This window comes from Ralstonia mannitolilytica (assembly GCF_905397375.1).
In the GTDB taxonomy this organism is placed as follows: domain Bacteria; phylum Pseudomonadota; class Gammaproteobacteria; order Burkholderiales; family Burkholderiaceae; genus Ralstonia; species Ralstonia mannitolilytica.
In genome coordinates this window covers 153649-175513 of record NZ_CAJPVG010000002.1, presented here as the reverse complement: position 1 = coordinate 175513, position 21865 = coordinate 153649, and the positions used below count along the sequence as shown (strand labels likewise).

The following is a 21865-nucleotide window of genomic DNA, read 5'->3' as shown; positions in this document are numbered from 1 at the left end:
GCCGGCGACGCCCTCCCGCGCCCGCTGCAAACAGGGGCGCCGTTGTCGTTTCGGCGAGGCTGTTGGCCGATGCGCTGAGCGATGCCGTTACGGCGATGCGTCGGGCGGCGTTGCAGGCGTCTGGAAGAGCTTCCATGCCATCGCCGCCAGCACGGCCACGGCGGCCACCAGTGCACCCCACAGGATCCACTGCCGTGTCCGTCCTGCGGGCGGCTCAGCCGTGAGTGCATCGGCCGGCGAATCCGTCATCGCGCCAAGCTGCGCAGGCGCAATGGCGGGCGATGCGCCAGCCAGCAGATCGTTGCGTGCGACGGGGTTGCCGCGCGCCACCTCCCCGATGGCCAGCGAGAACGGCACGCTGCCGCGCGCAGCATACGTGACCGTAGCCGGACGCCAGCCTACTGACAGCTGCGGTGCCCCGGCGCCGAGACCGCCGCTGCGCGTGTCCACCTGCAGGCGCCAGTAGCGATCCGCCGTTGCCGGCACGCTGATGGGCGCGTTCTCCTGTTCCGCCTGGCCCCCTGCGCCCGCCAGCCGGTAAAGGCGGGCCGACGTGATGATCCGCCACGGCGCCTGCGCATCGGCGCGCGCGTAGAGGGTGGCCTGCGCGACGGTGTTGGCCTGGGGCAGGCTGACTTTCACGCGCTCCACCGGAAACACACCGCCGGTATCGAACTGGTAATCCCCGGCAGACGGCGTCTGCACCGGCGCCAGCCCCGCGCGCCACTGGATGGCGCTGTCTGCCGCTGCCACCCGCCCCCCCATGGCCACTTCGGCGCGCACGGCTTCGGGCGCGGGCGGCTTGCCCTGCCAGGTCAGCCGCAGGTACTTTGCCCGCAGCCCCGTGAATTCGACGCGATCCTGCACGAGCGTGCTGCCCTGGTTCGACAGCCGGAACAGCGTGGCCTGCGCGACGGGGCTCCAGTGCTGCAGGTCATCGCTCGCCTGCACGTTGACGCCGCTCTGGAACTCCACCGCGGGCAACACCACCACGAGCGCCGTCACCGTCGCCGTTTTTCTGTCATGCAGCTGGCTCAGGTCGACCAGCCATGCCCGCGTGGTCTCCTGCGGCGCGGCCGTGCCGGTGGCGCGCAATACGCCGTCTGCGCCGAGCACCACGCCGGCTGTGCCGGGCTTCCGGGCATCATCCACGGGGGCTGCGAACCAATGCACGTCGTGCAGCGTGCGCGCCTGCGGCGGCGCATCGCGCGGGATGTCAAGGCTGAATGGCACCGGTTCGCCATCGCCGTTGAGGACGCGCAGATCCGCGAGGCTCGCCTCGTGTGCGTGGGCATAAACGTCTTCGTTGAGCGTGACGGCGTAATAGGCGGCACCCGGCGTACCCGTCAGCGCAAACCGCTCGGCCCATGCCGACGCCGACAGCAGCGAGGCCGCGGCCATCGCAAGAACAACCTTCTTCACAGAACCTCCCCGGTTTCGCCAGCCGCCTTGGCCTTGGGGGGCAACGGCGACAGATAGCCGATCAACAGCAGCAGCACGCCAATGCCGATGAATGACACGATGCGCTCGACGCCCGTCACGCGCGACAGGTCAAACAGGAACAGCTTCACCACCGTCACACCCAGCAGCGCGCCGCCGGTGAACCACAACGCCCGGCTCGCGCGGCGCGTGGCCAGCACCATCACGACCAGCGCCAGCACCGTCCAGAACATCGACAGCGAGGCCTGCACCAGCATCGAGCCGCCCAGCCCTTCCGGCGTGTACGGCACGTGGGCCCAGTGGTGCAGCGTGCGCAGCAGCACCGCGTTGGCCCAGATGAACAGTGTCGCGCCGATTGCATAGCCGATCACCAACGGCTCCGGCACGAGCTTGTGCAGTGCCACGCGGCGCATCCACAGCGCAATGGCGAGGAAGACGAGCAGCTGCGCCACATCGAGCGGGTTGAGAACGGGCAGGTAGAACAGCGGCGCGGCGTCGCCATCGCTGGCGGCGCTGGCCAGGCTCCACAGCCAGAGCAAGGCGGCCAGCGGTGCCGCGCCCCACAGCAGATAGGCGCGCTCGAAACGCGCGATGGGCCAGCGGATGCGCCAGCCGGCTCCCGCCAGCAAGGCAAGCAGCGCGCCATAGGCATAGGCCCACGCGGCAAAGCTCCATGTGCCCTCCGGCACGTAGGCGTCGAGGCGCCAGTAGCCTTCGGTGGCCAACATGCCGCAGATCAGCCAGAACAGCACGGTATGCAGCGGCGCGAGGATGACGTCCTTCACGTCGCGCTCCTGGCGGCGCAGCAGCACGAAGGCGAGCACGACCGACGCGATCCACACGAGGCCGCCCCACCCCGCCAGCGGCGACGGGCGCCAATGCTCGATGGCCGCCAGCGCCACGACGGCAAGCGCTGGCGACAGCGCCAGGGCCGACCACTCGGCCAGCGTCCAGTCGAGCCTGCGGCGCAGCGCGTGCGCAGCCCATGCCGTGAGCACGGCAAAGCCGGCGTACAGCGGAATGTCCGGCCGGTCGATGGTCTGGCTGGCGATGCGCCAGGCCCAGCGGTCGATCTCGTTACTGCCGCTGCCGAGCCACCAGAGCAATCCCCACACCGATGCGGCAATGCCCAGCGCGGGCGCTGCCTTCAGCCACGCGCGCGCCGGCGCCCTGCCATGCAACTGCCAGCCGGTGAACACGCCCGCCAGCGCCATCAGCAGCCCGCCGATGTAGCGGCGATTGAGCACCGGCCAACCGGTCGCAGGATCCCAATCGAACCATGTGCTGCCGGTCAAGGCCACGCCCGCGGCCACTTGCAGCAGCAGGCCAACGGCCAGGGCCAGGCGCCGCTGCTGCTGCACGCCGAGCCACACCACCGCCGCACCCTCGAGCGCCCACACCGCACTGGTGGTGCGCCCATCGCAGGCCAGCGGAATCGCCAGCGTGATGAAAATCACGGCCAGCGCAAACATCGCCTCGTACAGCAGGCCCAGGTTCGCGCGCCGCGGCGCCAGCCAGGCTGCCATGCCCAGATAGAAAGCCGCCAGCGCCGCAGCGCTCCACGCCATCGCAAACGGAATGTGGTGCACCAGCCCGGCCTGCAGGCCCATCGCCACGAGCGGCGTGCCGAACACCAGCGTGCCGTCGACATAGTGGTTCAGGCTCACGCGGCGGCGCAGCGCATACAGCAGCGCGATGCCTACGTACATCAGGAAGAAGAGGATCAGGAACGGCTCGGTGCTCGACAGCAGCGACGGCTGATACCGCAGCACGCCCCACGCGGTAGCGATGCCGAACGTGAAGACAAAGCCGAGCAGATTCAGCGCCCGCCACGCGCGGAACCACGCAATCGCAAAGATGCCCGCGTTGAGCAGCGCGTAGTAGCTGAACAGCGCCACGTGGCTACCCTGGCCTGTCGAGATCAAGATCGGGGCAAGGAAGCCGCCGGCGCTCCCGGTGAATGCCAGCGCCGGCGCGTTCTGCCTGACAGCGAGGCCGGCCGCCAGCGCGCAGATCAGCACCAACACGGGAAATGCCATCCCCGGAGACAGCAGCGGCACCATGCGCGTGGCCGCAAACACCGTCAGATAGAGCACCCCCACGCCGCCGCCCTGCAGCACCAGCGCGTATCCCGGGCGCCTGTCGCGCAGCCGCCAGCCGATGCCCAACAGCACGATCGCGCCGACGGCCACGCCAGCCAGGCGGGACTCGACCGGCAGCAGGCTGTTGTCGGCGGCATATTTGAGCAGGAAGGCCACGCCAAAGAACAGGATCAGGATGCCGACCCGCACCACGCTGTTGCCGCCCAGCAGCCAGTCACGAGCAGCACCCACGGCGCGCTCGACCCAGTCCGGTTCGTGCGGCGCCATCGGCGGCATGGCAGGCTGCCCGACGGGCTCCGGCTGGGGCTCGGGCGCCGGCGGCGGGCTCGCCATCGGCGCCTGCGGCGCGGCTACGGCTTCGATACGCGGCAAGGTTTCGGCCAAGGCAGGCGCTGGCGCAACGTGCGGCGGCGTGTCGGCCACGGCGTCCGGCTGCGGTGCGGCAGACGTCCCACCCCGGATCTCCGCCATCTGGCGGCGCAGCAGCGACACCTCGTGCTCGAGTTGGGCCACACGTTCGTGCAGCGTCATCGTCGCGGCAGTGACCGTCGGCCGCGCGGCATCGGGCTCGGGCGGATGCGCCCACTGCGAGCTCGCGCGCTTGTCCATGTACAGGATCAGCGACGCCAAGCCCACGCCGACCAGCACCCCGAAGAACGCCCCGACCACGCCCCCCGACAGGCCTCCGAGCACCAGGCCCACGATTCCGAATATCCAACGCATCGTTCTGATTATCCTTGTTTGGATAGGAGAAGCATGCGCAGAACCGCGCACGCACCGCTCGTATACCGCAAACAGCGGCCGAAGGGAATGCGGCGGCCTCGTCTTGCACGCGGCCGCATCGCTGCCGCCGGCCCGTGCGACAATGCGCGCTTTGCTGAAAACCGCCCCTCCGCTGACCCCGCATGGCCCTCAAATCCACGATCTACAAGGTCGATCTGCAGATCGCCGACATGGATCGCCACTACTACGCCAACCACGCGCTGACCGTCGCCCGCCACCCGAGCGAGAACGATGAGCGCATGATGGTGCGCGTGCTCGCCTTCGCGCGCCACGCCAGCGAAGCGCTTGGCTTCACGCGCGGCCTGTCCGAACCGGACGAACCCGAGCTCTGGCAGCGCGACCTGATCGACGCCATCGAACTCTGGATCGACCTCGGCAACCCTGATGAAACCCGCATCCGCAAGGCATGCAACCGCGCGGGCCAGGTCGCTGTATATACGTATAGCGGCAACGCGAGCCGCGTGTGGTGGCAGCAGACCGAAACCAAGGTCGCGCGCTTTGCCAACCTGTCGGTCTACGAAGTCGCGCCCGATACCGTCGCTGCGCTGGCCGGCATGGTGGAACGCACCATGCGCCTGCAGGTGACCATCCAGGACGGCGATATCTGGATCGCCAACGACGCGGACAACGTCCACGTTCAGCTCGATACGCTCAAGGCCGCGCAAGCCTGAGCTTTTCCCTCACCGTGTCATTACCCACGAGGCTCACCATGACCACCACCACCGCAAGCGGCCTGCAATACGAAGACGTCGTCGTCGGCGACGGCGCTGAAGCCACGGCCGGCAAATACGTCACCGTGCACTACACCGGCTGGCTGTACGAAAACGGGCAGGCCGGCAAGAAGTTCGACTCCAGCAAGGACCGCAACGACCCGTTCGCCTTCCCGCTGGGTGCCGGCCACGTCATCAAGGGCTGGGACGAAGGCGTGCAGGGCATGAAGGTCGGCGGCACGCGCAAGCTGATCATCCCGGCCGCGCTGGGGTACGGCGCACGCGGCGCCGGCGGCGTGATCCCCCCGAACGCAACGTTGCTTTTCGAGGTCGACCTGCTCGAAGTCTGATCCTGCGCTAGAATCGCGCCCGGCCTGCGATGCGTCACACGATGCATCGCGGGCCCTCCCCCGGGCGGGGTGGCAGAGTGGTCAATGCTGCGGCTTGCAAAGCCGTATAAGACGGTTCAATTCCGTTCCCCCGCCTCCACATTCCTGGCCGTGCAGACACCACCGTTGCGGCCGCGCCATAGTCAGACCTTCCTCAAGCCCGGCAACGCGCTGTTTCCGCAGCATCGGCCGTCCGCCTGCGTGACCAGGCGTAACGATTGCTCTATGCTTGCGACATGGCCGTCACCCGAGAGGATCTCGAACAGAACCGGTTGCGCGCCGCCCTGGGTGATTCGCCCGTCGCGTCGTCGCTGCTGACCGAGGCTGCGCTGGAAGCGTCGCTTGCATCGACGCTCGCGCGGCTGTCGAGCGCGCCCTGCGAAGGCCAGGACGCATGGGTATTCGGCTACGGCTCCCTCATCTGGAACCCGATGATCTTCCACACCGAGGCGGCGCCCGCCACGGTGCACGGCTATCACCGCGGCTTCTACCTGTATTCCCGCATCAACCGCGGCACATGGGACAACCCGGGCCTCGTGCTCGGGCTCGACCGCGGCGGCAGCTGCCGCGGCGTCGCCTTCCGCGTGCCACGCGAGCATGCCGAGCGCGAGTTCCGCGTGCTCTGGCGGCGCGAGATGCTGACCGGCGCCTATCTGCCGCGCTGGCTGCCGACCGAAATCCACGGCCAACGCGTCTACGCCCTCGCCTTCGCCATGAACCGCGCGCACGAGGCCTATGCAGGCCGCCTGCCCGACGAACGCGTGGTCGGCTGCCTACGCCAGGCGGTCGGGTTATACGGCCCGGCACGCGAATACCTGCAGCGCACGCTGATCGGGCTGGCCAGCAATGGCCTGCGTGATGCTTATCTCGACCGCCTGTGGGCGCGGCTGCAGGCGATGGATGCCGCCAACGCCCCCGCCGCGGCCGAACCGGCGCCGCAGGCCGACCCCTACCTCAGCGCCTGAGCCCTTACGCCATGCTCCTCGCCCCGCATCCCGCGCTCAACCAGGTGATTGGCGTCATGCTCGGGATGGCACTGGCGGTGGGCGACATGGCCAACGCCTGGCAGGAGCAGCATCTGCCGAGCCTGCGCGTGGCGGCCAACGCCAGCGCCAAGGTCGCGCCCCCCGCCGGCAGCACGCCCGACGCCCGCCCCACCCGCCGCAGCGACCCCGCCACGCGGGACCGTGACCTGATCGTGGCCGCGCAAACCGGCAACACGATGGCGATTCAGTCATTGATCGCCGAGGGCGCCAACCTGAAGGCGCGCGATGCCGAAGGCCGCACGGCCCTCATCGCGGCCGTGTACGCCCACATGGGCGCGGCGGCCCGCCTGCTCATCCAGGCCGGCGCCGACGTCAACCTGCAGGACAACGCGCAGAACAGCGCCTTCCTGCTTGCCGCGGCCCAGGGCGATGCGGAGACCGTCCGGCTGGCGCTGTCGCACGGTGCCAACCTGCGCGCCACCAACGCCGACGGCGACACCGCGCTGATCCCTGCCGCACGGCGCGGCTACGTGGAGGTTGTCAACGAGCTCGTCAAGGCGGGCGTGCCACCCGACGCCACGAACAACCTGGGCCTGACGGCGCTCATCGAAGCCGTGGCCCTGGGCGACGGCAGCGAAAAGTACGAGAAGACCGTGCAGATCCTCCTCGACGGCGGCGCCGACCCCAACCTGCCCGACCGCGGCGGCATCACGCCGATGCGGCATGCGCGGCAGCGCGGTTTCCACGGCATCGGCGCATTGCTCTTCAAGGCGCGCGGGCATTGAAAAAGGGGCCGCCGGGGCCCCTTCTGCCTTACGCTGCGGCCGGTTTCTCGGCCGCCTCGTTCCTCGCGTTTTCCTGCTCCTGCAGCGTGCGCCACATCACCTTGCCGGTCCCGGACTTGGGCAGCGCATCCACAAATTCGACCACGCGCGGATACTTGTAGGCCGCCATGTTGTCGCGCGCCCAGTTGATGATGTCCTCTTCGGTCGTCTTGCCCTTGGCGTGGGCCTTGAGCACAACCACAGCCTTGACCGACTCGCCGCGATACGCATCGCGCGTGCCGATGATGCAGGCTTCCTGCACGTCGGGGTGCTTGTACAGCAGGCTTTCCACCTCGGCCGGCCACACCTTGAAGCCCGACGCGTTGATCATGCGTTTCAGCCGGTCAGTGAGGAAGAAATAGCCCTCTTCGTCCATCTTGCCGAGATCGCCCGTGCGGAAGAACGTCTTGCCTTCGAATTCGATGAAGACCTCGGCGGTGGCCTGCGGCTTGCCCCAGTAGCCGAGGAACACCTGCGGGCCGCTGACAATGATCTCGCCCACTTCGCCCGGCGGCAGTTCCTTGAGCGTCTGCGGGTCGACGATGCGTGCGTCGGTGTTGAACACGGGGATGCCCAGGCACTGCTGCTTGGGTCGGTCGGCCGGGTTGCTGTGCGTGGGCGCAATCGTTTCGGACAGGCCGTAGCCCTCCTGGTACGCCAGGTTGAACTCCTTGAGCAGGCGCTCGGCCACCGCCTGCGGCATCGCCGCCCCGCCGCCGCCGATGTAGACGAGGCTCGACAGATCGAACTCCGCCAGCTGCGGGCTCGCCAGAAAGTCGATCACCATGGTCGGGATGTTCGTCCAGTGCGTGACCTTGTAGCGCGAGATCAGCCGCCCGGCCACCTCGCGGTCCCAGCGCGGCAGCATCACCACCGTGGAGCCCATGTAAATCGGCGCGTTCATGCCGTACTGCATGCCGGTCACGTGGAACAGCGGAATGATCGACAGGCTCACGCCTTCCATCGTGCCGCCCGACCACAGCGAGCCGCCCACGATGTTGTGCATGACGGTGCGGTGCGGATGCATGCAGCCCTTCGGGAACCCCGTGGTGCCCGACGTGTACGGCATCACGGCGAGGTCGTCGGGGCCGGCCGTATGCGGGCCGGGCTGCAGGCGCTGGGCCAGCACGTCTTTCCACGCCACCGCACCGGGCTGGGCCGGATGCTCGGCCGTAATCCAGGCGGGGGGCGCGTCTTCGGGATATTCATGCGTGGCGGGCAGCGCGTCGGCGTAAGACGTGACCAGCAGATGCTGCGTGCGCTGCCCCTCGGGAAGGTCGGCGTTGGCCGCCGTTACGTTGACGGCAAGGTCGGCACTGCAGATGACCGTGGCCGCGCCCGCATCGGTGATGTAGTGCTTGAACTCCTCGGGCCGGTTCATCGGGTTCACCGGCACGACCACCGCATCGGCGCGCAGGATGCCGTAGTACGCCGCCATGAACTGCGGGCAGTTCTGCATGTAGAGCAGCACGCGGTCGCCCTTCTTCACGCCCGCCGCCTGCTGCAGCCAGCCGGCCACGGCCACGGCGTCGTCATGCAATTCGCGGAAGGTCGTGTGCCGGCCGTAGAAGATGATGGCGTCCTTGTCCGGATAGCGTCGCGCGGACACTTCCAGGTTGTACCAAAGGCTGGTCTGCGGCGAGTGGATGTTGTGCGGCAAACGCCGGGGCCAGAACTGGAAGTGCGGTCGTGTCATGCCATGTCTCCGAGAATGTATGTGTTGTTTTTACCGGATGGTATCCGAACGATCGTTCTATTTTCAACCGTTGCCAGGACACACATTGTTGGCCCTGAAAACGGCCGGAATGCCCCCAAGTAGAATGGACGACGCCCGCCGGTGTTGCGCCGGCCGGCTTTTCTGCTGTCTTTCTGAGGAGAACCCCGACGATGAGCGACGTCACCTTGCAGAATTTCGCGCAGGAAGTGATCGAAACCTCTCGCAAGATCCCCGTGCTGGTCGATTTCTGGGCGCCCTGGTGCGGCCCGTGCCGCACGCTGGGCCCGATGCTGGAAAAGCTGGAGGCCGAATACGCGGGCAAGTGGAAACTCACCAAGGTCAACTCCGACGAAAACCCCGAGCTTTCTGCGCAGTTTCGTGTACGGAGCATCCCGTATGTGGTGGCCTTCGTGGATGGCCAGCCCGTCGACCAGTTCGTCGGCGTCCTGCCCGAGCCGCAGCTGCGCGCGTTCCTGGATCGCGTGATTCCGCAGCCCGCCGAGATCGCCTACCGTGAAGGGCTGGCTGCCGTCCAGGCCGGCGACGCGGTGCTGGCGCGCGACGCCTTCCAGAGCGCGCTGGCGTTCGACCCGGGCTTTGACGCCGCGCGCTTTGCACTGGTGAACCTGCTGCTCGACAGCGGTGACGTGCAGGCCGCGCAGGACGAATTCGCCCTGCTCTCGCCCAAAGCGCCGCAGGACGAGCGCTACGCTGCGCTGGAAACGCGCCTGAAGGCGACCGAGCGCGCCGACGCGCTTCCCGATGCCGATGCACTGCGCACGCAGATCGACGCCGAGCCCGACAACCTGCAGGCGCGGCTCGATCTGGCCCAGCTGTACATCGCCGGCCGCCAATACGAAGCCGCACTCGAACAGCTGCTCGCCATCGTCGAGCGCGACCGCACGTTCCGCGACGACATCGCGCGCAAAACCATGGTGTCGGTGTTCGACATGATGGCCGACGCCCCGCAGGCGGTATCGCACTGGCGCCGCCAACTCGCGTCCAGACTGAACTGAGGAAGCCATGCGACTGATCTACGTGGCAGACCCGATGTGCTCGTGGTGCTATGGCTTCGGCCCGCAGCTGGCCGACCTGCGCGAGCGGCTGGGCGACACGCTCGCCGCGCCGGTGCCCGTCACGCTCGTTACCGGCGGGCTGCGGCCGGGCCAACGCGAGCCGCTGGCGCCCGAGAAACGCGACGAAATCCTCCAACACTGGCACGCCGTTGCCGAGCGCAGCGGCATGCCGTTCGACCAATCGCCGGAGGTGGCCATGCGCCGCGAGGGCTTCGTCTACGACACCGAACCCGCCTGCCGCACCGTCGTCATGGCGCGCGAGCACTGGGGCGAGGACGACGAGCGCGTGCTCACGGTCTTCCATGCCATCCAGCGCGCGTTCTACGCCGAAGGCCGTGACACCACGCACCCGGACGTGCTGCGCCAAGTAGTGCTCGCCCACGACATCGACGCGGCGCACTTTGATGCCGCGTTCGACACCGAGGCGCTGCGCAACGAAACGCGCGAAGACTTCCGCCTGTCCCGCCGCTGGGGCATCAACGGTTTTCCGAGCCTGCTGGCCGAACATGGCGGCACGCTGTACCAGATCGGACGCGGCTATGCGCCTTCGGTGGCGCTGTATGCGCGCGCAGTCGAGGTGCTGCAGCAGCACCCGGCCGCCGACGCCGGCTAGCCGGTTTGCCCGGCATCAAGCCAGCGCAAGCCGGCCATCGCTAAGCTGAACGCCTCGTCCATCTCATTGTGCTTCCGCCATGCCCGTGATCGAATGGTCCGAGGCGCTCCAGCTCGGAGACGCCGCCACGGACGCCAACCACGCCGAATTCTGTGCCCTGCTCAACGCCGTGGCCGACGCGTCCGACGCGCAGTTCATCGCCGCACTCGATGCGTTCATCGCCCACACCGAGATGCACTTTGCCGATGAAAACGCGTGGATGGACGCCGTGGAATTCCCCCCGCGCCACTGCCATCGCGGCGAGCACGACAACGTGCTCGCGCTGTGCCGGGAAGTGCGCAAGCGCGCCGCGGCCGGCGACATGGAACTGGGCCGGCGCCTTGTGGCGGAGCTGCCCGCCTGGTTCGCACAGCATGTGGATGTGATGGACAGGATGATGACCACGCATCTCGCGCAGTTCGGACCGGGCGCACGCAAGAACGCGGCGGCCGAAGCCTCCGCCTGAACGCGGCTCAGGCTGCGGCGATTGCGCGCAATGCCGTCGACGCTGCGACCATGCCGAACACCGCCGTCACGCACACCGACGACCCGAAGCCGGCACAGGCCAGGCCCCGCGGCCCCTGCGACGGCTGGGGCGCGGGCGGCGCGTTGACGACTTCGATCTGCCCTGCGGCAGCCAGGTCATCGATGCCGGCATGGCTCGATTCCGCCGGCACCTCGACGGCACATGCCTGCTGCTCCGGCTCGGGATAACGCAGCGGCTCGTCCGAGAACACGGCGTCGATGCCGAACTTGGCTTTCGGGTTTTTCGAAAAACCGTGCTGGCGCCGCAGGTTGCCGCGCACCTTGGCGAGCAGCGGGTCCTGGATCGTGCGCGAGAGGTCGGTCACGCGGATGCGGGTCGGATCAAGCTGGCCGCCGGCGGCGCCACATGTCACCACGCGTTTGCCGGTGCGCTTGCAGAACGCGACGATGGCCGTCTTCACCTTGACGGCATCGATGGCGTCGACCACATAGTCGAACGGGTGGCCGAGCAGCCCCTCGACGTTCTCCACCGTCACAAAGTCGTCGATGCGGCTGATCTCGGCGCGCGGATTGATCTGCAGGATCCGCTCGGCCATCGCATCGACCTTGTCCATGCCATACGCATCACCGAGCGCATGGATCTGGCGGTTGGTGTTGGACACCGCAATGTGATCCAGGTCGATCAACGTGAGCTTGCCCACACCGCAACGCGCCAGCGCCTCCGCCGCCCACGACCCCACGCCGCCGATGCCGATCACGCACACGTGGGCCGCGGCAAAGCGCTCCAGCGCCTGCGGGCCGTACAGCCGTGCCACGCCGCCGAACCGGCGTGCGTATTCGTCGTCGAGGATGGGCGGGTGCGCGGGCGCGCTGATTGCTACTTGGCTCATGACACAATGGAATTGCGGTTGCGCCGAACTATAGCTCAACGCGGGCGATCGCATTTTCCGTGCTCGATACCTACAAGAAGACCATGCGGACCTCCGGCAAGCTCGCCCTCGGACTGATCATCACGCCCGTCGTCATCGTGGCGGCAGCCGTCGCGTTTGTGCTGACGTTTGACTGGAACCGCGCACGGCCGTATCTCAACGATCGCGTCTCGCAAGCCATCGGCCGGCCCTTCGCCATCAACGGCGACCTGATCCTTACGTGGAAGAAGCCCGAAGGGGAATCCGGATGGCGCGCGTACGTGCCCTGGCCGCGGCTGATCGCCAAGGACATCACCGTCGGCAATCCGGACTGGGCCCGGCAGCCGCATGTCGCGACAATCCATCAGCTCACGTTCGTGCTTGAAGCACTGCCGCTGCTGACGCACCGCATCGTCATCCCGAGCGTCGCGCTCGACACGCCCATCATTGCGCTGGAGCGCGACAAGGAGAACCGCAACAACTGGACGTTCGACCTCACCGGCCGCGACGGCGACAAGAAGCCCTCGGACTGGAAACTCGAGTTGCGCGAGATCGCGTTCAGCAAGGGCTCGCTGGCGCTCGACGACGAGATCAAGCGCATCCACCTGGCCGCGACGATCGACACGGTCGACAACCAGGCGCTCTACGCCGCGGCCAACGGCACCACGATCAAGGGCGAGGGCCAGGCCGCCAAGGTGCCCGGCAACTCGGGCGCAGCGGCTTCCGGGGCGAGTGCGGCGGCGCCCGTCGCGCCCGATCCGCAGCAGCCGTACGGCATTGCCTGGACGGTCAAGGGCACGTACAACAACGCGGCCATCAGCGGCAGCGGCAAGGCCGGCGGCGTGCTGCGCCTGCAGGACACGCAGCGGCCCTTCCCGGTGCAGGCCGACGTGACGGTCGGCAAGACGCGCATCGACCTGGCAGGCACGCTGACCAACCCGGCGAGACTGGCGGCGCTGGACCTGCGCCTGCATCTGTCGGGCGCGAGCATGGCGCACCTCTATCCGCTCACGGGCGTGGTGCTGCCCGACACGCCGCCGTTCGACACGCGCGGCCGGCTGATCGGCGAGTTGCGCAAGCAGGGATCGACATGGCGTTATGAAAAGTTCACCGGCCGCGTCGGCAGCTCAGACCTGGCGGGTACGCTGACCTTTGCGATGCGAGAGCCGCGGCCCTTGCTGACCGGCGAGCTGGTCTCGCGCCAGCTGCTGTTTGCAGACCTAGCGCCGATCATCGGGGCAGATTCCAACGCCAGCAAGGCGAGGCGTGCGGACCCGAGCGTCGACCCCACTGCCGAACCAAGCGGCAAGACGGTGCGCCAGCCGGCTGACAAGGTCCTGCCCGTCGAACCATTCCGCACCGACCGCTGGAACGCCATCGACGCCGACGTGAAGTTCACCGGCGAGCGCATCGTCCGCACCAAGGAGCTGCCCATCGACCACCTGGTCACGCACATCAAGCTGCAAGATGCGGTGTTGACGCTGGACCCGCTGAACTTCGGCATGGCGGGCGGCACGCTCAACTCCAACATCCAGCTCGACGGCCATGCGACGCCGATGCAGGCACGCGCGGCATTGGCGGCGCGGCACTTCAAGATCAAGCAGCTCTTCCCGAAGATCGAATCGATGCGCGCGAGCGTGGGCGAACTCAACGGCGACGCGCGCCTCTCGGCGACCGGCAACTCGGTGGCGGCGCTGCTCGGCTCGTCCAATGGCGAGCTGAAGATCATGGTCGAGCAGGGCACGGTGAGCAAGTTCATCCTCGAAGCGATGGGGTTGAACGTGGCGAACGTGATCCTCACCAAGCTCTTCGGCGACAAGCAGGTCACCATCAACTGCGCCGTGGGCGACTTCGCCGTGAGCGACGGGCTGGCGCAGGCGCGCACCTTCGTGGTGGATACGCAGGATGCCGTCATCGACATCACGGGCGCGACGAGCTTCAAGCGTGAAGCGCTCGATTTCACGATCCACCCGGATTCGAAGGGGCTGCGCGTGTTCTCGCTGCGCACGCCGCTTTACGTGAAGGGCACGTACAAGCATCCGGATGTGTCGGTCAATCCGGCCGTGGTGGCGCTGCGTGCAGGCGGGGCGGTGGCGCTGGCGCTGACCGCGCCGGTGGCCGCCGTGCTGCCGGTGCTCGAACTCAAACCGGCGCCGGACAGTGCCTGCGGCAGGCTGCTCGCAGATGTACGCAAGCGTCCGACAGCCCCGCCGCCCGGCAAGGCGTATCAGAGCAACAAGCCGGGTCGCACACCCGAGGGCGACATCAAGCCCGCACAACCGGCCGCTGCCGCGACGCCGCCCCAGCGTCCGGCCCAGCCGGCCGCCCCGGCATCGCGGGATCCGCACACGACCGGCGGCTAAGCCGCCCGCTCATCGGCCCGAGCGCCGTCTGGCAATCGCGTCTGCAGTCAACTGCGGCGTGGCCGGGTCGCCGAACTGCCGCGTAACGTAGTTCGTGAGCGCCGCCAGTTGCGCATCCGACAGCTCGCGCCCGAACGCCGGCATGCCGATGTGCCGGTCGCCGGCCTTGCGCTCGATGCCGTTCATGATGACCTGCACGAGATTGGTGGTGTCACGCGCGCCCACCGTGGAGTTGTGCAGCAGTGGCGGGTAGTAGCCGTCAGGCGTGCCGCGCCCATCCGCCTGGTGGCAGGTGGCGCAGTTGCCGAGGTACAGGCGCGCCGCATCGATGGTGGTTTCGATCGGCTTGCCGCGCAGCGCGGTGACGTCGGTGGCGGGCTTGCCCCAGTCGTGCCGCGCGCGTTCGAGGTTGTTGCTCACCGCCGGCACGGTGCGCAGGTATTCGGCGATGGCCTCGATGTCCTGCGTCGTCATGCGCGAGAAGCTGTGCTGCACCGCTTCCCCCATCGGCCCGGCAGCCTGGGCCACGCCCGGCACGCTGCCCGTGCGCAGATACTGCACGACCTGTTCGGGTTTCCAGGCGCCAATGCCGCTGGTCGGGTCGGACGTGATGTTGAACGCCGTCCACCCGGCCAGCGTGGAGCCCGCCAGGTACCCCTTGCCGCGCTCGTCCATGGCCTTCTCCTGCATGGCGAAGCCGCGCGGCGTGTGGCACGTGCCGCAGTGCGCAAGGCCCTGGGTCAGATAGGCGCCGCGGTTCCACGTCGGGCTCTTGTCGCCACGCGGCACGTACGGTTCGGTCTTCAGAAAGACGAGGTTCCACAGCTTGAGCGGCCAGCGCATGTTCAGCGGCCAGCGGATGGTGCTCGGCGGCGGGTCGTTCTGCACGGCGGGCACGCCGTAGCGGAAGTACGCGTAGAGATCGCGCATGTCCGCGTCGCTGATCTTCGCGTACGACGGATACGGCATGGCCGGATACAGGTTGTTGCCCGCGTCGTCCACGCCCCTGCGCACGGCGCGCTCGAAATCTTCGTAGCTCCACTTGCCGATGCCGGTCTTCTCGTCGGGCGTGATGTTGCTCGTGTAGATCGTGCCGAGCATCGGGATCGGCATGGGCAGGCCGCCCGCAAACGGCTTGCCGCCGGGCGCGGTATGGCAGGCGGCGCAGTCGGCCGCAATGGCGAGGTATTCGCCCCGCTTGATCTGCGCGGTATCGGCCGGCGTGTCCTTGGCCCAGGCGGCCACGCTCGCGCTGCAGAGCACCAGGAAAGAAGCGATCGCCTTCATATCACGCCTCCTTCTTGAGCTGGTCGGCAATGCGCAGCGCCAGCGCGGCGATCGTCAGCGTGACGTTGACGGTGCCGACCGTCGGCATGGTCGAACTGCTGCTGATGAACAGGTTGGGGTGGTCGAACGTGCGGCAGTCCTTGTCGACCACCGAATCCTTCGGGTCTGCGCCCATGATGGTCGCTCCCGTGATGTGGTTGTTGGGCGCGAAGTCATCATGGAACTGCACGTCGGTGCCGCCCAGCACCTTGGCCGCGGTGGCATACACCTCGCGCGTGTGCACGGCGCTGCGTTTGACGTAGTCGTCGATGTGATAGGTGATCTCCGGGCGCGGAATGCCGATGGCATCGACCTCCGTACTGCTGGGCACGATGCGGTTTTCCGGCAGCGGCAGGATCTCGTGGAAGCTGTCGAACTGCACGTAGCGCGCCGCCTGGTCACGGATGCGCGCGTCCAGTTCGGGAGGTTTGATGAGCTTGCCTTCCTTGAAGATGCGCACGGTCTCCTGCTCGATGCGCGAGATGTTGGAGAGGTGCAGCTTCTTGCCGGCCTGCGTCGCGCGGAACGGCCCGTCGCGAAAGCCGATCAGCGAGGTCATCTCCTGCGGCCCGCGCCCTGGCCAGAGCTTGCGGTCGGCATAGAAGCTCACGCCGGTGCCGGGATGGTCCATCAGGTTGCGCCCGACCATGTCGGAGCTGTTGCCCACGCCCTTCGGAAAATCGTGGCTCGTCGACATCAGCATCAGCTTGGGAGTCTCGATGCCATTGGCGGCCAGCACGAACCACTTGCCTTCCACGCGATGCTCGCCGCCCTTCGAATCCTTGTAGCGCGCGGCGACGATGCGCTTGTTGGCGCCGACTTCCAGCTTGTAGACGACAGCGTTTTCAATCAGGCGGGCGCCGGCCTGCTCGGCCTTCTCGACATGGAAGATGCCGTTGTACATTGCGCCGATCGGGCAGATCGGCATGCAGTTGTTGTTACCGCAGCAGGTCGGGCGGCCGTCGTACGGGCGGCTGTTGCGCGCCACGGGTTCGGTCACCACGTGGTAGCTCGGGTCGTGCGCGTTGAGCGCTTCCTTGATCGTGCGTTCGTTGAACGACAGCGGCAGCGGGGCCATCGGATACGGCTGGCTGCGCGGCGAGCCAAGGTCTTCGTCATTGGGCCCCCACACGCCGAGCGCGGCTTCGGCGAGGCCGTAGTAGCGCTCGAGATCGTCGTACTGGATGGGCCAGTCGCGCGCGATGCCGTACACGCTGCGCAGCTTGAAGTCGTTCGGCAGGAAACGCCACGTGGACGCCGCCCAGTGCCAGGTCGTCCCGCCCACGGCGCGGATGTACTGCGAGTTGAACTGGTGCTCGCCCTTGAGGATCAGGTAGTTGTTGGGCGGCCCGTACTCCGGATGCGGCGCCCACGGCATGGACGGATACGGCGCCATGAAATCCATCTTGTCGGCCTGGTTGCGGAAGCGCTCGACGATCTCCCAGCGCGGCAGGCGCGGGCCGGCTTCGAGCATCAGCACCGACTTGCCTGCACGCGCCAATTCGTATGCCACCAGCGCGCCGGCCACACCGGACCCCACCACCACGATGTCAGCCTGTTGTGCGGCTTGTTGGGTATCCGGCATCAGGCTTGCCTCTCGACGGGGGGCTCGGCCCAGAAGCCGGGCTGGTTGGGACAATACGTGCGGATGACGAGCGTATCCGACACCACGCTGTACATCAGTGCCTGCTCATACGTGACAACGTTGCCGTCGACCACGCCCACGTACCAGGCTTCCAGAATGTTGAGCGCGGTCTTTTGCTGCGCATCCGACAACGAACCGGCGGCCAGCGCCTGCGCCAGCGGCCGCAGTTGCGCGGCAAAACCGGCCCCCGACTTGCCAAGCGCCGCGAGCAGCCGCGTCCCGACCGCATGGTCCAGTGCGGGCCGCCCCGTCAACGCCTGCGACAGCGCCATGAAGGCATCCAGCGGTTCGGTGGGTACCTGCGCAACGGCACGCAGCACCTGCGAGCCGACCAGGCCGGCAGCGGCCAGGGCCAGCGCGCCCTGCAGCCACTGCCGGCGCGTCAGGCCGGTCTGCGGGGGTTCGGGAGTGGGGGAATGGGCGTCCATCTCGACATCCTGTTGAAACATTTGCGGGAACGATGCCGGGCACCGTCCGCCGGGCGCCCTTGACTAGCCAATATAGGCGCCGCAATGCGGATCGCCAGAACAACGGCCCAAGCGCGAACCGTGCCAGCGCGGCTTGCGCGCACGCAAACGGAGGCCCCGCGCGTTTGTCTATACTCGGGCCGCACGCCGCTTTGCCGCATCCACCCTGACCGCCCATGACCTCCATCGCCGACATCCGTACCGAATACGCCCGCGCCTCGCTCGACATCACCGACGTGGACACCAACCCCCTGCGCCAGTTCCGCCGCTGGTTCGATGAGGCGCTCAAGGCGGAAGTGGCCGAAGTCAACGCCATGGCGCTGGCCACCGTCGACGCCCACGGCCAGCCTTCCGCGCGCATCGTCCTGCTCAAGAACCTCGACGAGCGCGGTTTCACGTTCTTCACCAACTACGCCAGCCACAAGGGCGAAGAACTTGCCGCCAACCCGCGCGCCGCCCTGCTGTTTCACTGGATCGGGCTGGAGCGCCAGGTGCGCATCCAGGGCGTCGTCGAAAAGGTGAGCGACGCCGAAAGCGATGCCTACTACCACTCGCGCCCGCTCGGATCGCGGCTGGGCGCCTGGGCCTCCGAGCAGAGCAGCGAGGTGCCGGACCGCGCCACGCTCGAAGCCCGCGAAGCCGAGTATCGCCAGCGTTTTGGCGATGCCCCGCCGCGCCCGCCGCACTGGGGCGGCTATCGCCTGCTGCCCGAGCGGCTGGAGTTCTGGCAGGGCCGCCCGTCGCGCCTGCACGACCGGCTCGAATATCGCAGACAGGCAGACGGCGACTGGAAGATCGTGCGCCTGGCCCCTTGACCACCGGCGCGCGCAATGACGCATTGCGCAGTGCGGCAAACCGGGCATGGCGCTTGCTGCCGCCGGATACGGCCAGCCGACGCCGGCAAGACCCGCACAGCACAATGGGAAAGTTTGTCGTAAGCTAATGTGATCCGTTCGGGCGGCAATCCGATGGCTGCCCCGAACTTCTGCACATGAGGGAGGCGTCGACATGCTTTTTCAACAGGCGATTGACCGCAAGCTCGAACAGTGGATTCAGGACATCCGCGAGTCTGCCAACCTTCCGGTGCGCCTGCGCCTCTGGAACGGCGACCAATACGAGCTCGGCCGTTTCGACCAACCCCGTGTCACGCTGACCGTGCGCGAAGCAAGCGCGCTGCCGCTGCTGCTCTCCCCCACGCTGAACAACCTCGGTGAGGCTTACGTTCAGGAAAAGATCGACCTGGAAGGCAAGCTCGCCGACATCATCAACGTCGGCTATGGGCTGGCCGCCTCGGCCGCCGCCACCAGCGGCAACGCGCTGGCCCGCGTGGTACGCCATTTCGCCCACACGAAGGAAGGCGACAAGGAATCGATCCAGTACCACTACGACGTATCCAACGACTTCTACAAGCTGTGGCTTGACGAAAACATGGTGTATTCGTGCGCCTACTTCGAGAACGGCAACGAAACCCTCGATGAAGCGCAGCTCAAGAAGATCGACCACATCCTCACCAAGATCCGCCTGCAGCCCGGGCAGACGCTGCTCGACATCGGCTGCGGCTGGGGCGCGCTGGTGCTGCGTGCGGCGCAGAAGTACGGCGCGCGCTGCCTGGGCGTGACGCTGTCGCAGAACCAGTACGACCTCGCACGCGAACGCGTGAAGGCCGCAGGCCTCGAAGACCGCATCGAAATCCGCATCCAGGACTACCGCGACCTCACCGGCAAGTTCGACCGCATCACCAGCGTCGGGATGTTCGAACATGTCGGCCGCAAGAATCTGCCCGGCTATTTCCGCCGCATGCATGACCTGCTTGCCGACGACGGCGTCGCCATGAACCATGGCATCACGTCGTCGGACCCGGCCGGGGGCGAGAGCTCGATGGGTGGCGGCGATTTCATCGACCGTTACGTCTTCCCGCAGGGCGAGCTGCCGCACATCTCGCTGGCGCTGTCCGCCGCGCAGGAAGGCGGCCTCGAAGCGCTTGACGTCGAAAGCCTGCGCCGCCACTATGCGCGCACGCTCCAGCACTGGGCCGAACGCTTCGAAACCCACGGCGAGACCATCCGCAACATGGTCGGCGAGAAGAAGTACCGCATCTGGCGTGTCTACCTCGCCGGCTGCGCACATGCCTTCGACGCCGACGAGATCTCGATCTTCCAGACCGTGCTGCAAAAGGCCGGCAAGCCCGCCGCATCGATCCCGTGGTCGCGCCGCTACATCTACCCCTGACCATTTGACCGCCACGCCGCCCATCGACGACCTGTTCGGCGCGCCGCCGGCCCCCAGCGATACCGCGGCGGCCGAACCGCTTCCCAAACCGAAGCGTTCTCCCGCCCGCCAGGGCGTGCAGCCGGCCGCCGTTCCGCCCGAGGTGGCAGAGCTCGCGCTGCGCCTGCCGCCCGACCTGCGCATCGGCACGTCATCGTGGTCGTATCCGGGATGGGATGGACTCGTCTATGCGGGCGAGTATTCCGAGTCGATGCTGGCGCGCAAAGGACTGGCGGCCTACGCGATGCACCCGCTGCTGCGTACCGTCAGCATCGATCGCGGCTTCTACGCTCCGATTCCGCTGGCCGACTACGTCGCCTACGCGGCCAGCGTGCCCGAAGCGTTCCGCTTTGCCGTCAAGGCGCCCGCCGCCGTGTGCGACGCGTGGATTCGCGAACTGGACGGGCGCGGCCGCATGCCCAACCCGGCCTTCCTGAACGCGGAATTCGCGGTGCGGGACTTTATCGACCCAGCCACGCGCGGGCTCGGCATGCGTTGTGGGCCGCTGGTGTTCCAGTTTTCGCCGCTGGGCGCGCTGGCCGAAGACGCCATCGGCTTCGTGGAGCGGCTCGAAGCGTTTCTGGCTGCACTGCCGCCGCTGGACCGGCAACACAACCCCGATGCCGTGTACGCGGTGGAATTGCGCGATGCCACGCTGCTCACGCCGCGCTTCATCAAGATGCTGCGTGCGGTCGGCGTGCGCTACTGCGTCGGGTTGCACGAGCGGATGCCCGCGGCCGACCGGCAAGCGGCCGCCGTGGCCCTGCTCGATGAAGGCGGCGGCGGTCCCCTGGTGGTGCGCTGGAACCTGAACAGCCGTTACCGCTATGCGCAGGCCGAGGCCGCCTACAAGCCCTTCAACAAGCTCGTCGACGAAGACCTGTTTTCGCGCGAGACGCTGGCCGACATGGCCATTGCCGCGCTCGCGGCGGGGCGCAAGGTAACCATCCTGGTCAGCAACAAGGCGGAAGGATCGTCGCCGCTGTCGTGCATCAAGCTGGCCGAGGCCATCGCCGCGCGCCTGCCGGGCGGCGCAGCGTAACCCCGGCGCCTTCCCTCAGCCCTGCAGGCGGTGCGCGAACTGCTTGCGGAACTTCGCCACCTTGGGCGAGATGACGAACGCGCAGTAACCCTGCGCCGGATGATCTCGGAAGTAGTTCTGGTGTTCGTCTTCCGCGCGCCAGAAGGTCACCTTGCCCGCGCTGGCATCCACCAGCTCCGTCACGATGGGCGCATCGAAGACAGCGCTGGCGTCGAGCGCGGCGACCGCCTCACGGGCCGTTGCCAGTTGCCCGGGCGTCTGCGCGAAGATGGCAGACCGGTATTGCGGCCCGACGTCGTTGCCCTGCCGGTCCGGCGTCGTCGGGTCATGGATGGCGAAGAAGATGTCGAGAATCTCGCGGTACGGGATCACCGCCGGATCGAACTGCACCGCCACCACTTCGGCATGGCCGGTGTCGCCATTGCAGACGGCCCGATAGCTGGGGTGATCGACATGGCCGCCGGCATAGCCGGACACCACGCTGTGCACGCCTTGCACCTGCTGGAAGACAGCCTCGAGGCACCAGAAGCAGCCTCCGCCCAGGACGGCGGTTTCAAGGGCGCGTTGCTCGGTCATTTGGTTTCTCCTGCTGGGTTGGATGGGATGCCATTGGTCGGCGCAGGGCGCTTATCCTGACACAGGCACCGGCACCCGCGCCAACATGTGTGTGCAGCATCACGC

The 21865-nt window shown here is 67.6% G+C and carries 19 protein-coding genes and 1 tRNA gene; 12 read left to right on the top strand and 8 right to left on the bottom strand.

Features of this window, described 5'->3' with window-relative positions; translation table 11 throughout:
- Positions 1-87: 87 nt before the first annotated feature.
- Together KHN96_RS06440 and KHN96_RS06435 are read right to left on the bottom strand one after the other, a co-directional pair.
- Positions 88-1422, bottom strand: coding sequence for a DUF3999 domain-containing protein (locus KHN96_RS06440; RefSeq protein WP_062739426.1), 1335 nt, complete (start codon positions 1420-1422; stop codon positions 88-90).
- Positions 1419-4265, bottom strand: coding sequence for a DUF2339 domain-containing protein (locus tag KHN96_RS06435; protein ID WP_062739427.1), 2847 nt, complete (start codon positions 4263-4265; stop codon positions 1419-1421). The genes KHN96_RS06440 and KHN96_RS06435 overlap by 4 nt, the downstream gene beginning before the upstream one ends.
- 182 nt (positions 4266-4447) lie before the next feature.
- On the opposite strand from KHN96_RS06435, the gene KHN96_RS06430 reads away from it, so the two are divergent.
- The 5 genes from KHN96_RS06430 to KHN96_RS06410 all read left to right on the top strand — a co-directional run bounded on the left by KHN96_RS06430 (position 4448) and on the right by KHN96_RS06410 (position 7195).
- Positions 4448-4996 carry a YaeQ family protein gene (locus tag KHN96_RS06430; RefSeq protein ID WP_062739428.1) on the top strand — a complete coding sequence of 183 codons (549 nt, stop codon included), beginning with the start codon at positions 4448-4450 and terminating at the stop codon, positions 4994-4996.
- 38 nt (positions 4997-5034) lie between these two features.
- On the top strand, positions 5035-5385 hold the full coding sequence (locus KHN96_RS06425; protein ID WP_045786297.1) for an FKBP-type peptidyl-prolyl cis-trans isomerase: 351 nt from the start codon (positions 5035-5037) through the stop codon (positions 5383-5385).
- A 63-nt stretch (positions 5386-5448) separates the two neighbouring features.
- Positions 5449-5524: transfer RNA gene (locus tag KHN96_RS06420), tRNA-Cys, on the top strand.
- A 136-nt stretch (positions 5525-5660) separates the two neighbouring features.
- Positions 5661-6389, top strand: a complete 729-nt coding sequence (locus tag KHN96_RS06415; protein ID WP_115044015.1) for a gamma-glutamylcyclotransferase — start codon at positions 5661-5663, stop codon at positions 6387-6389.
- An 11-nt stretch (positions 6390-6400) separates the two neighbouring features.
- Positions 6401-7195, top strand: a complete 795-nt coding sequence (locus KHN96_RS06410; protein WP_052698600.1) for an ankyrin repeat domain-containing protein — start codon at positions 6401-6403, stop codon at positions 7193-7195.
- A gap of 28 nt (positions 7196-7223) precedes the next feature.
- Here the strand turns inward: KHN96_RS06410 and KHN96_RS06405 are convergent, their stop codons facing one another.
- On the bottom strand, positions 7224-8930 hold the full coding sequence (locus KHN96_RS06405) for a long-chain fatty acid--CoA ligase (RefSeq protein ID WP_045786295.1): 1707 nt from the start codon (positions 8928-8930) through the stop codon (positions 7224-7226).
- A 191-nt stretch (positions 8931-9121) separates the two neighbouring features.
- Here KHN96_RS06405 and trxA point away from each other — a divergent pair, with 191 nt between their 5' ends.
- The 3 genes from trxA to KHN96_RS06390 all read left to right on the top strand — a co-directional run bounded on the left by trxA (position 9122) and on the right by KHN96_RS06390 (position 11145).
- A complete protein-coding gene (gene trxA, locus KHN96_RS06400; protein ID WP_045786294.1) occupies positions 9122-9967 on the top strand; it encodes a thioredoxin in 846 nt (281 codons plus the stop codon).
- 7 nt (positions 9968-9974) lie between these two features.
- The gene (locus tag KHN96_RS06395) at positions 9975-10640 is read left to right on the top strand and encodes a DsbA family protein (RefSeq protein WP_045786293.1); all 666 of its coding nucleotides are present in this window, start codon (positions 9975-9977) and stop codon (positions 10638-10640) included.
- 79 nt (positions 10641-10719) lie between these two features.
- On the top strand, positions 10720-11145 hold the full coding sequence (locus KHN96_RS06390) for a bacteriohemerythrin (protein ID WP_045786292.1): 426 nt from the start codon (positions 10720-10722) through the stop codon (positions 11143-11145).
- A 7-nt stretch (positions 11146-11152) separates the two neighbouring features.
- On the opposite strand, the gene tcdA is transcribed toward KHN96_RS06390, so the two are convergent.
- A complete protein-coding gene (gene tcdA, locus KHN96_RS06385) occupies positions 11153-12055 on the bottom strand; it encodes a tRNA cyclic N6-threonylcarbamoyladenosine(37) synthase TcdA (protein ID WP_115044017.1) in 903 nt (300 codons plus the stop codon).
- A gap of 83 nt (positions 12056-12138) precedes the next feature.
- On the opposite strand from tcdA, the gene KHN96_RS06380 reads away from it, so the two are divergent.
- Entirely contained in the window at positions 12139-14436 is a 2298-nt protein-coding gene (locus KHN96_RS06380) for an AsmA family protein (protein WP_045787812.1), read from the top strand.
- Between the two features lie 9 nt (positions 14437-14445).
- Here the strand turns inward: KHN96_RS06380 and KHN96_RS06375 are convergent, their stop codons facing one another.
- From KHN96_RS06375 to KHN96_RS06365, 3 genes are read right to left on the bottom strand one after another with little or no spacing between them, the layout of a single operon-like run.
- Positions 14446-15723 carry a cytochrome c gene (locus KHN96_RS06375; protein WP_045786290.1) on the bottom strand — a complete coding sequence of 426 codons (1278 nt, stop codon included), beginning with the start codon at positions 15721-15723 and terminating at the stop codon, positions 14446-14448.
- 1 nt (position 15724) lies between these two features.
- Complete coding sequence (locus KHN96_RS06370) at positions 15725-17347, bottom strand: GMC family oxidoreductase (RefSeq protein ID WP_045786289.1); 1623 nt, start codon at positions 17345-17347, stop codon at positions 15725-15727.
- The gene (locus KHN96_RS06365; protein WP_045787811.1) at positions 17347-17835 is read right to left on the bottom strand and encodes a sugar dehydrogenase complex small subunit; all 489 of its coding nucleotides are present in this window, start codon (positions 17833-17835) and stop codon (positions 17347-17349) included. The genes KHN96_RS06370 and KHN96_RS06365 overlap by 1 nt, the downstream gene beginning before the upstream one ends.
- A 215-nt stretch (positions 17836-18050) precedes the next feature.
- Between KHN96_RS06365 and pdxH the strand changes: the two genes are divergently transcribed.
- The 3 genes from pdxH to KHN96_RS06350 all read left to right on the top strand — a co-directional run bounded on the left by pdxH (position 18051) and on the right by KHN96_RS06350 (position 21184).
- Positions 18051-18689, top strand: a complete 639-nt coding sequence (gene pdxH, locus KHN96_RS06360; RefSeq protein WP_045786288.1) for a pyridoxamine 5'-phosphate oxidase — start codon at positions 18051-18053, stop codon at positions 18687-18689.
- Between the two features lie 193 nt (positions 18690-18882).
- Positions 18883-20103 (top strand): SAM-dependent methyltransferase, encoded by a 1221-nt coding sequence (locus tag KHN96_RS06355; protein ID WP_045786287.1) that lies wholly within the window; start codon positions 18883-18885, stop codon positions 20101-20103.
- Between the two features lie 4 nt (positions 20104-20107).
- Positions 20108-21184 carry a DUF72 domain-containing protein gene (locus tag KHN96_RS06350; protein WP_045786286.1) on the top strand — a complete coding sequence of 359 codons (1077 nt, stop codon included), beginning with the start codon at positions 20108-20110 and terminating at the stop codon, positions 21182-21184.
- Between the two features lie 15 nt (positions 21185-21199).
- Here KHN96_RS06350 and msrA read toward each other — a convergent pair whose 3' ends face one another.
- Positions 21200-21760, bottom strand: coding sequence for a peptide-methionine (S)-S-oxide reductase MsrA (gene msrA / locus KHN96_RS06345; protein ID WP_045786285.1), 561 nt, complete (start codon positions 21758-21760; stop codon positions 21200-21202).
- Between the last annotated feature and the right edge of the window lie 105 nt (positions 21761-21865).

Excerpts from the sequence above, each read along its gene's own strand:
- KHN96_RS06395 (WP_045786293.1), top strand. The coding sequence starts at position 9,975 with ATGCGACTGATCTACGTGGCAGACCCGATGTGCTCGTGGTGCTATGGC.
- KHN96_RS06430 (WP_062739428.1), top strand. The coding sequence starts at position 4,448 with ATGGCCCTCAAATCCACGATCTACAAGGTCGATCTGCAGATCGCCGAC.
- KHN96_RS06365 (WP_045787811.1), bottom strand. The coding sequence starts at position 17,835 with ATGGACGCCCATTCCCCCACTCCCGAACCCCCGCAGACCGGCCTGACG.
- tcdA (WP_115044017.1), bottom strand. The coding sequence starts at position 12,055 with ATGAGCCAAGTAGCAATCAGCGCGCCCGCGCACCCGCCCATCCTCGAC.
- trxA (WP_045786294.1), top strand. The coding sequence starts at position 9,122 with ATGAGCGACGTCACCTTGCAGAATTTCGCGCAGGAAGTGATCGAAACC.
- msrA (WP_045786285.1), bottom strand. The coding sequence starts at position 21,760 with ATGACCGAGCAACGCGCCCTTGAAACCGCCGTCCTGGGCGGAGGCTGC.
- KHN96_RS06405 (WP_045786295.1), bottom strand. The coding sequence starts at position 8,930 with ATGACACGACCGCACTTCCAGTTCTGGCCCCGGCGTTTGCCGCACAAC.
- KHN96_RS06355 (WP_045786287.1), top strand. The coding sequence starts at position 18,883 with ATGCTTTTTCAACAGGCGATTGACCGCAAGCTCGAACAGTGGATTCAG.
- KHN96_RS06415 (WP_115044015.1), top strand. The coding sequence starts at position 5,661 with ATGGCCGTCACCCGAGAGGATCTCGAACAGAACCGGTTGCGCGCCGCC.
- KHN96_RS06425 (WP_045786297.1), top strand. The coding sequence starts at position 5,035 with ATGACCACCACCACCGCAAGCGGCCTGCAATACGAAGACGTCGTCGTC.
- KHN96_RS06410 (WP_052698600.1), top strand. The coding sequence starts at position 6,401 with ATGCTCCTCGCCCCGCATCCCGCGCTCAACCAGGTGATTGGCGTCATG.
- KHN96_RS06390 (WP_045786292.1), top strand. The coding sequence starts at position 10,720 with ATGCCCGTGATCGAATGGTCCGAGGCGCTCCAGCTCGGAGACGCCGCC.
- KHN96_RS06435 (WP_062739427.1), bottom strand. The coding sequence starts at position 4,265 with ATGCGTTGGATATTCGGAATCGTGGGCCTGGTGCTCGGAGGCCTGTCG.
- KHN96_RS06370 (WP_045786289.1), bottom strand. The coding sequence starts at position 17,347 with ATGCCGGATACCCAACAAGCCGCACAACAGGCTGACATCGTGGTGGTG.
- KHN96_RS06380 (WP_045787812.1), top strand. The coding sequence starts at position 12,139 with ATGCGGACCTCCGGCAAGCTCGCCCTCGGACTGATCATCACGCCCGTC.
- KHN96_RS06375 (WP_045786290.1), bottom strand. The coding sequence starts at position 15,723 with ATGAAGGCGATCGCTTCTTTCCTGGTGCTCTGCAGCGCGAGCGTGGCC.
- pdxH (WP_045786288.1), top strand. The coding sequence starts at position 18,051 with ATGACCTCCATCGCCGACATCCGTACCGAATACGCCCGCGCCTCGCTC.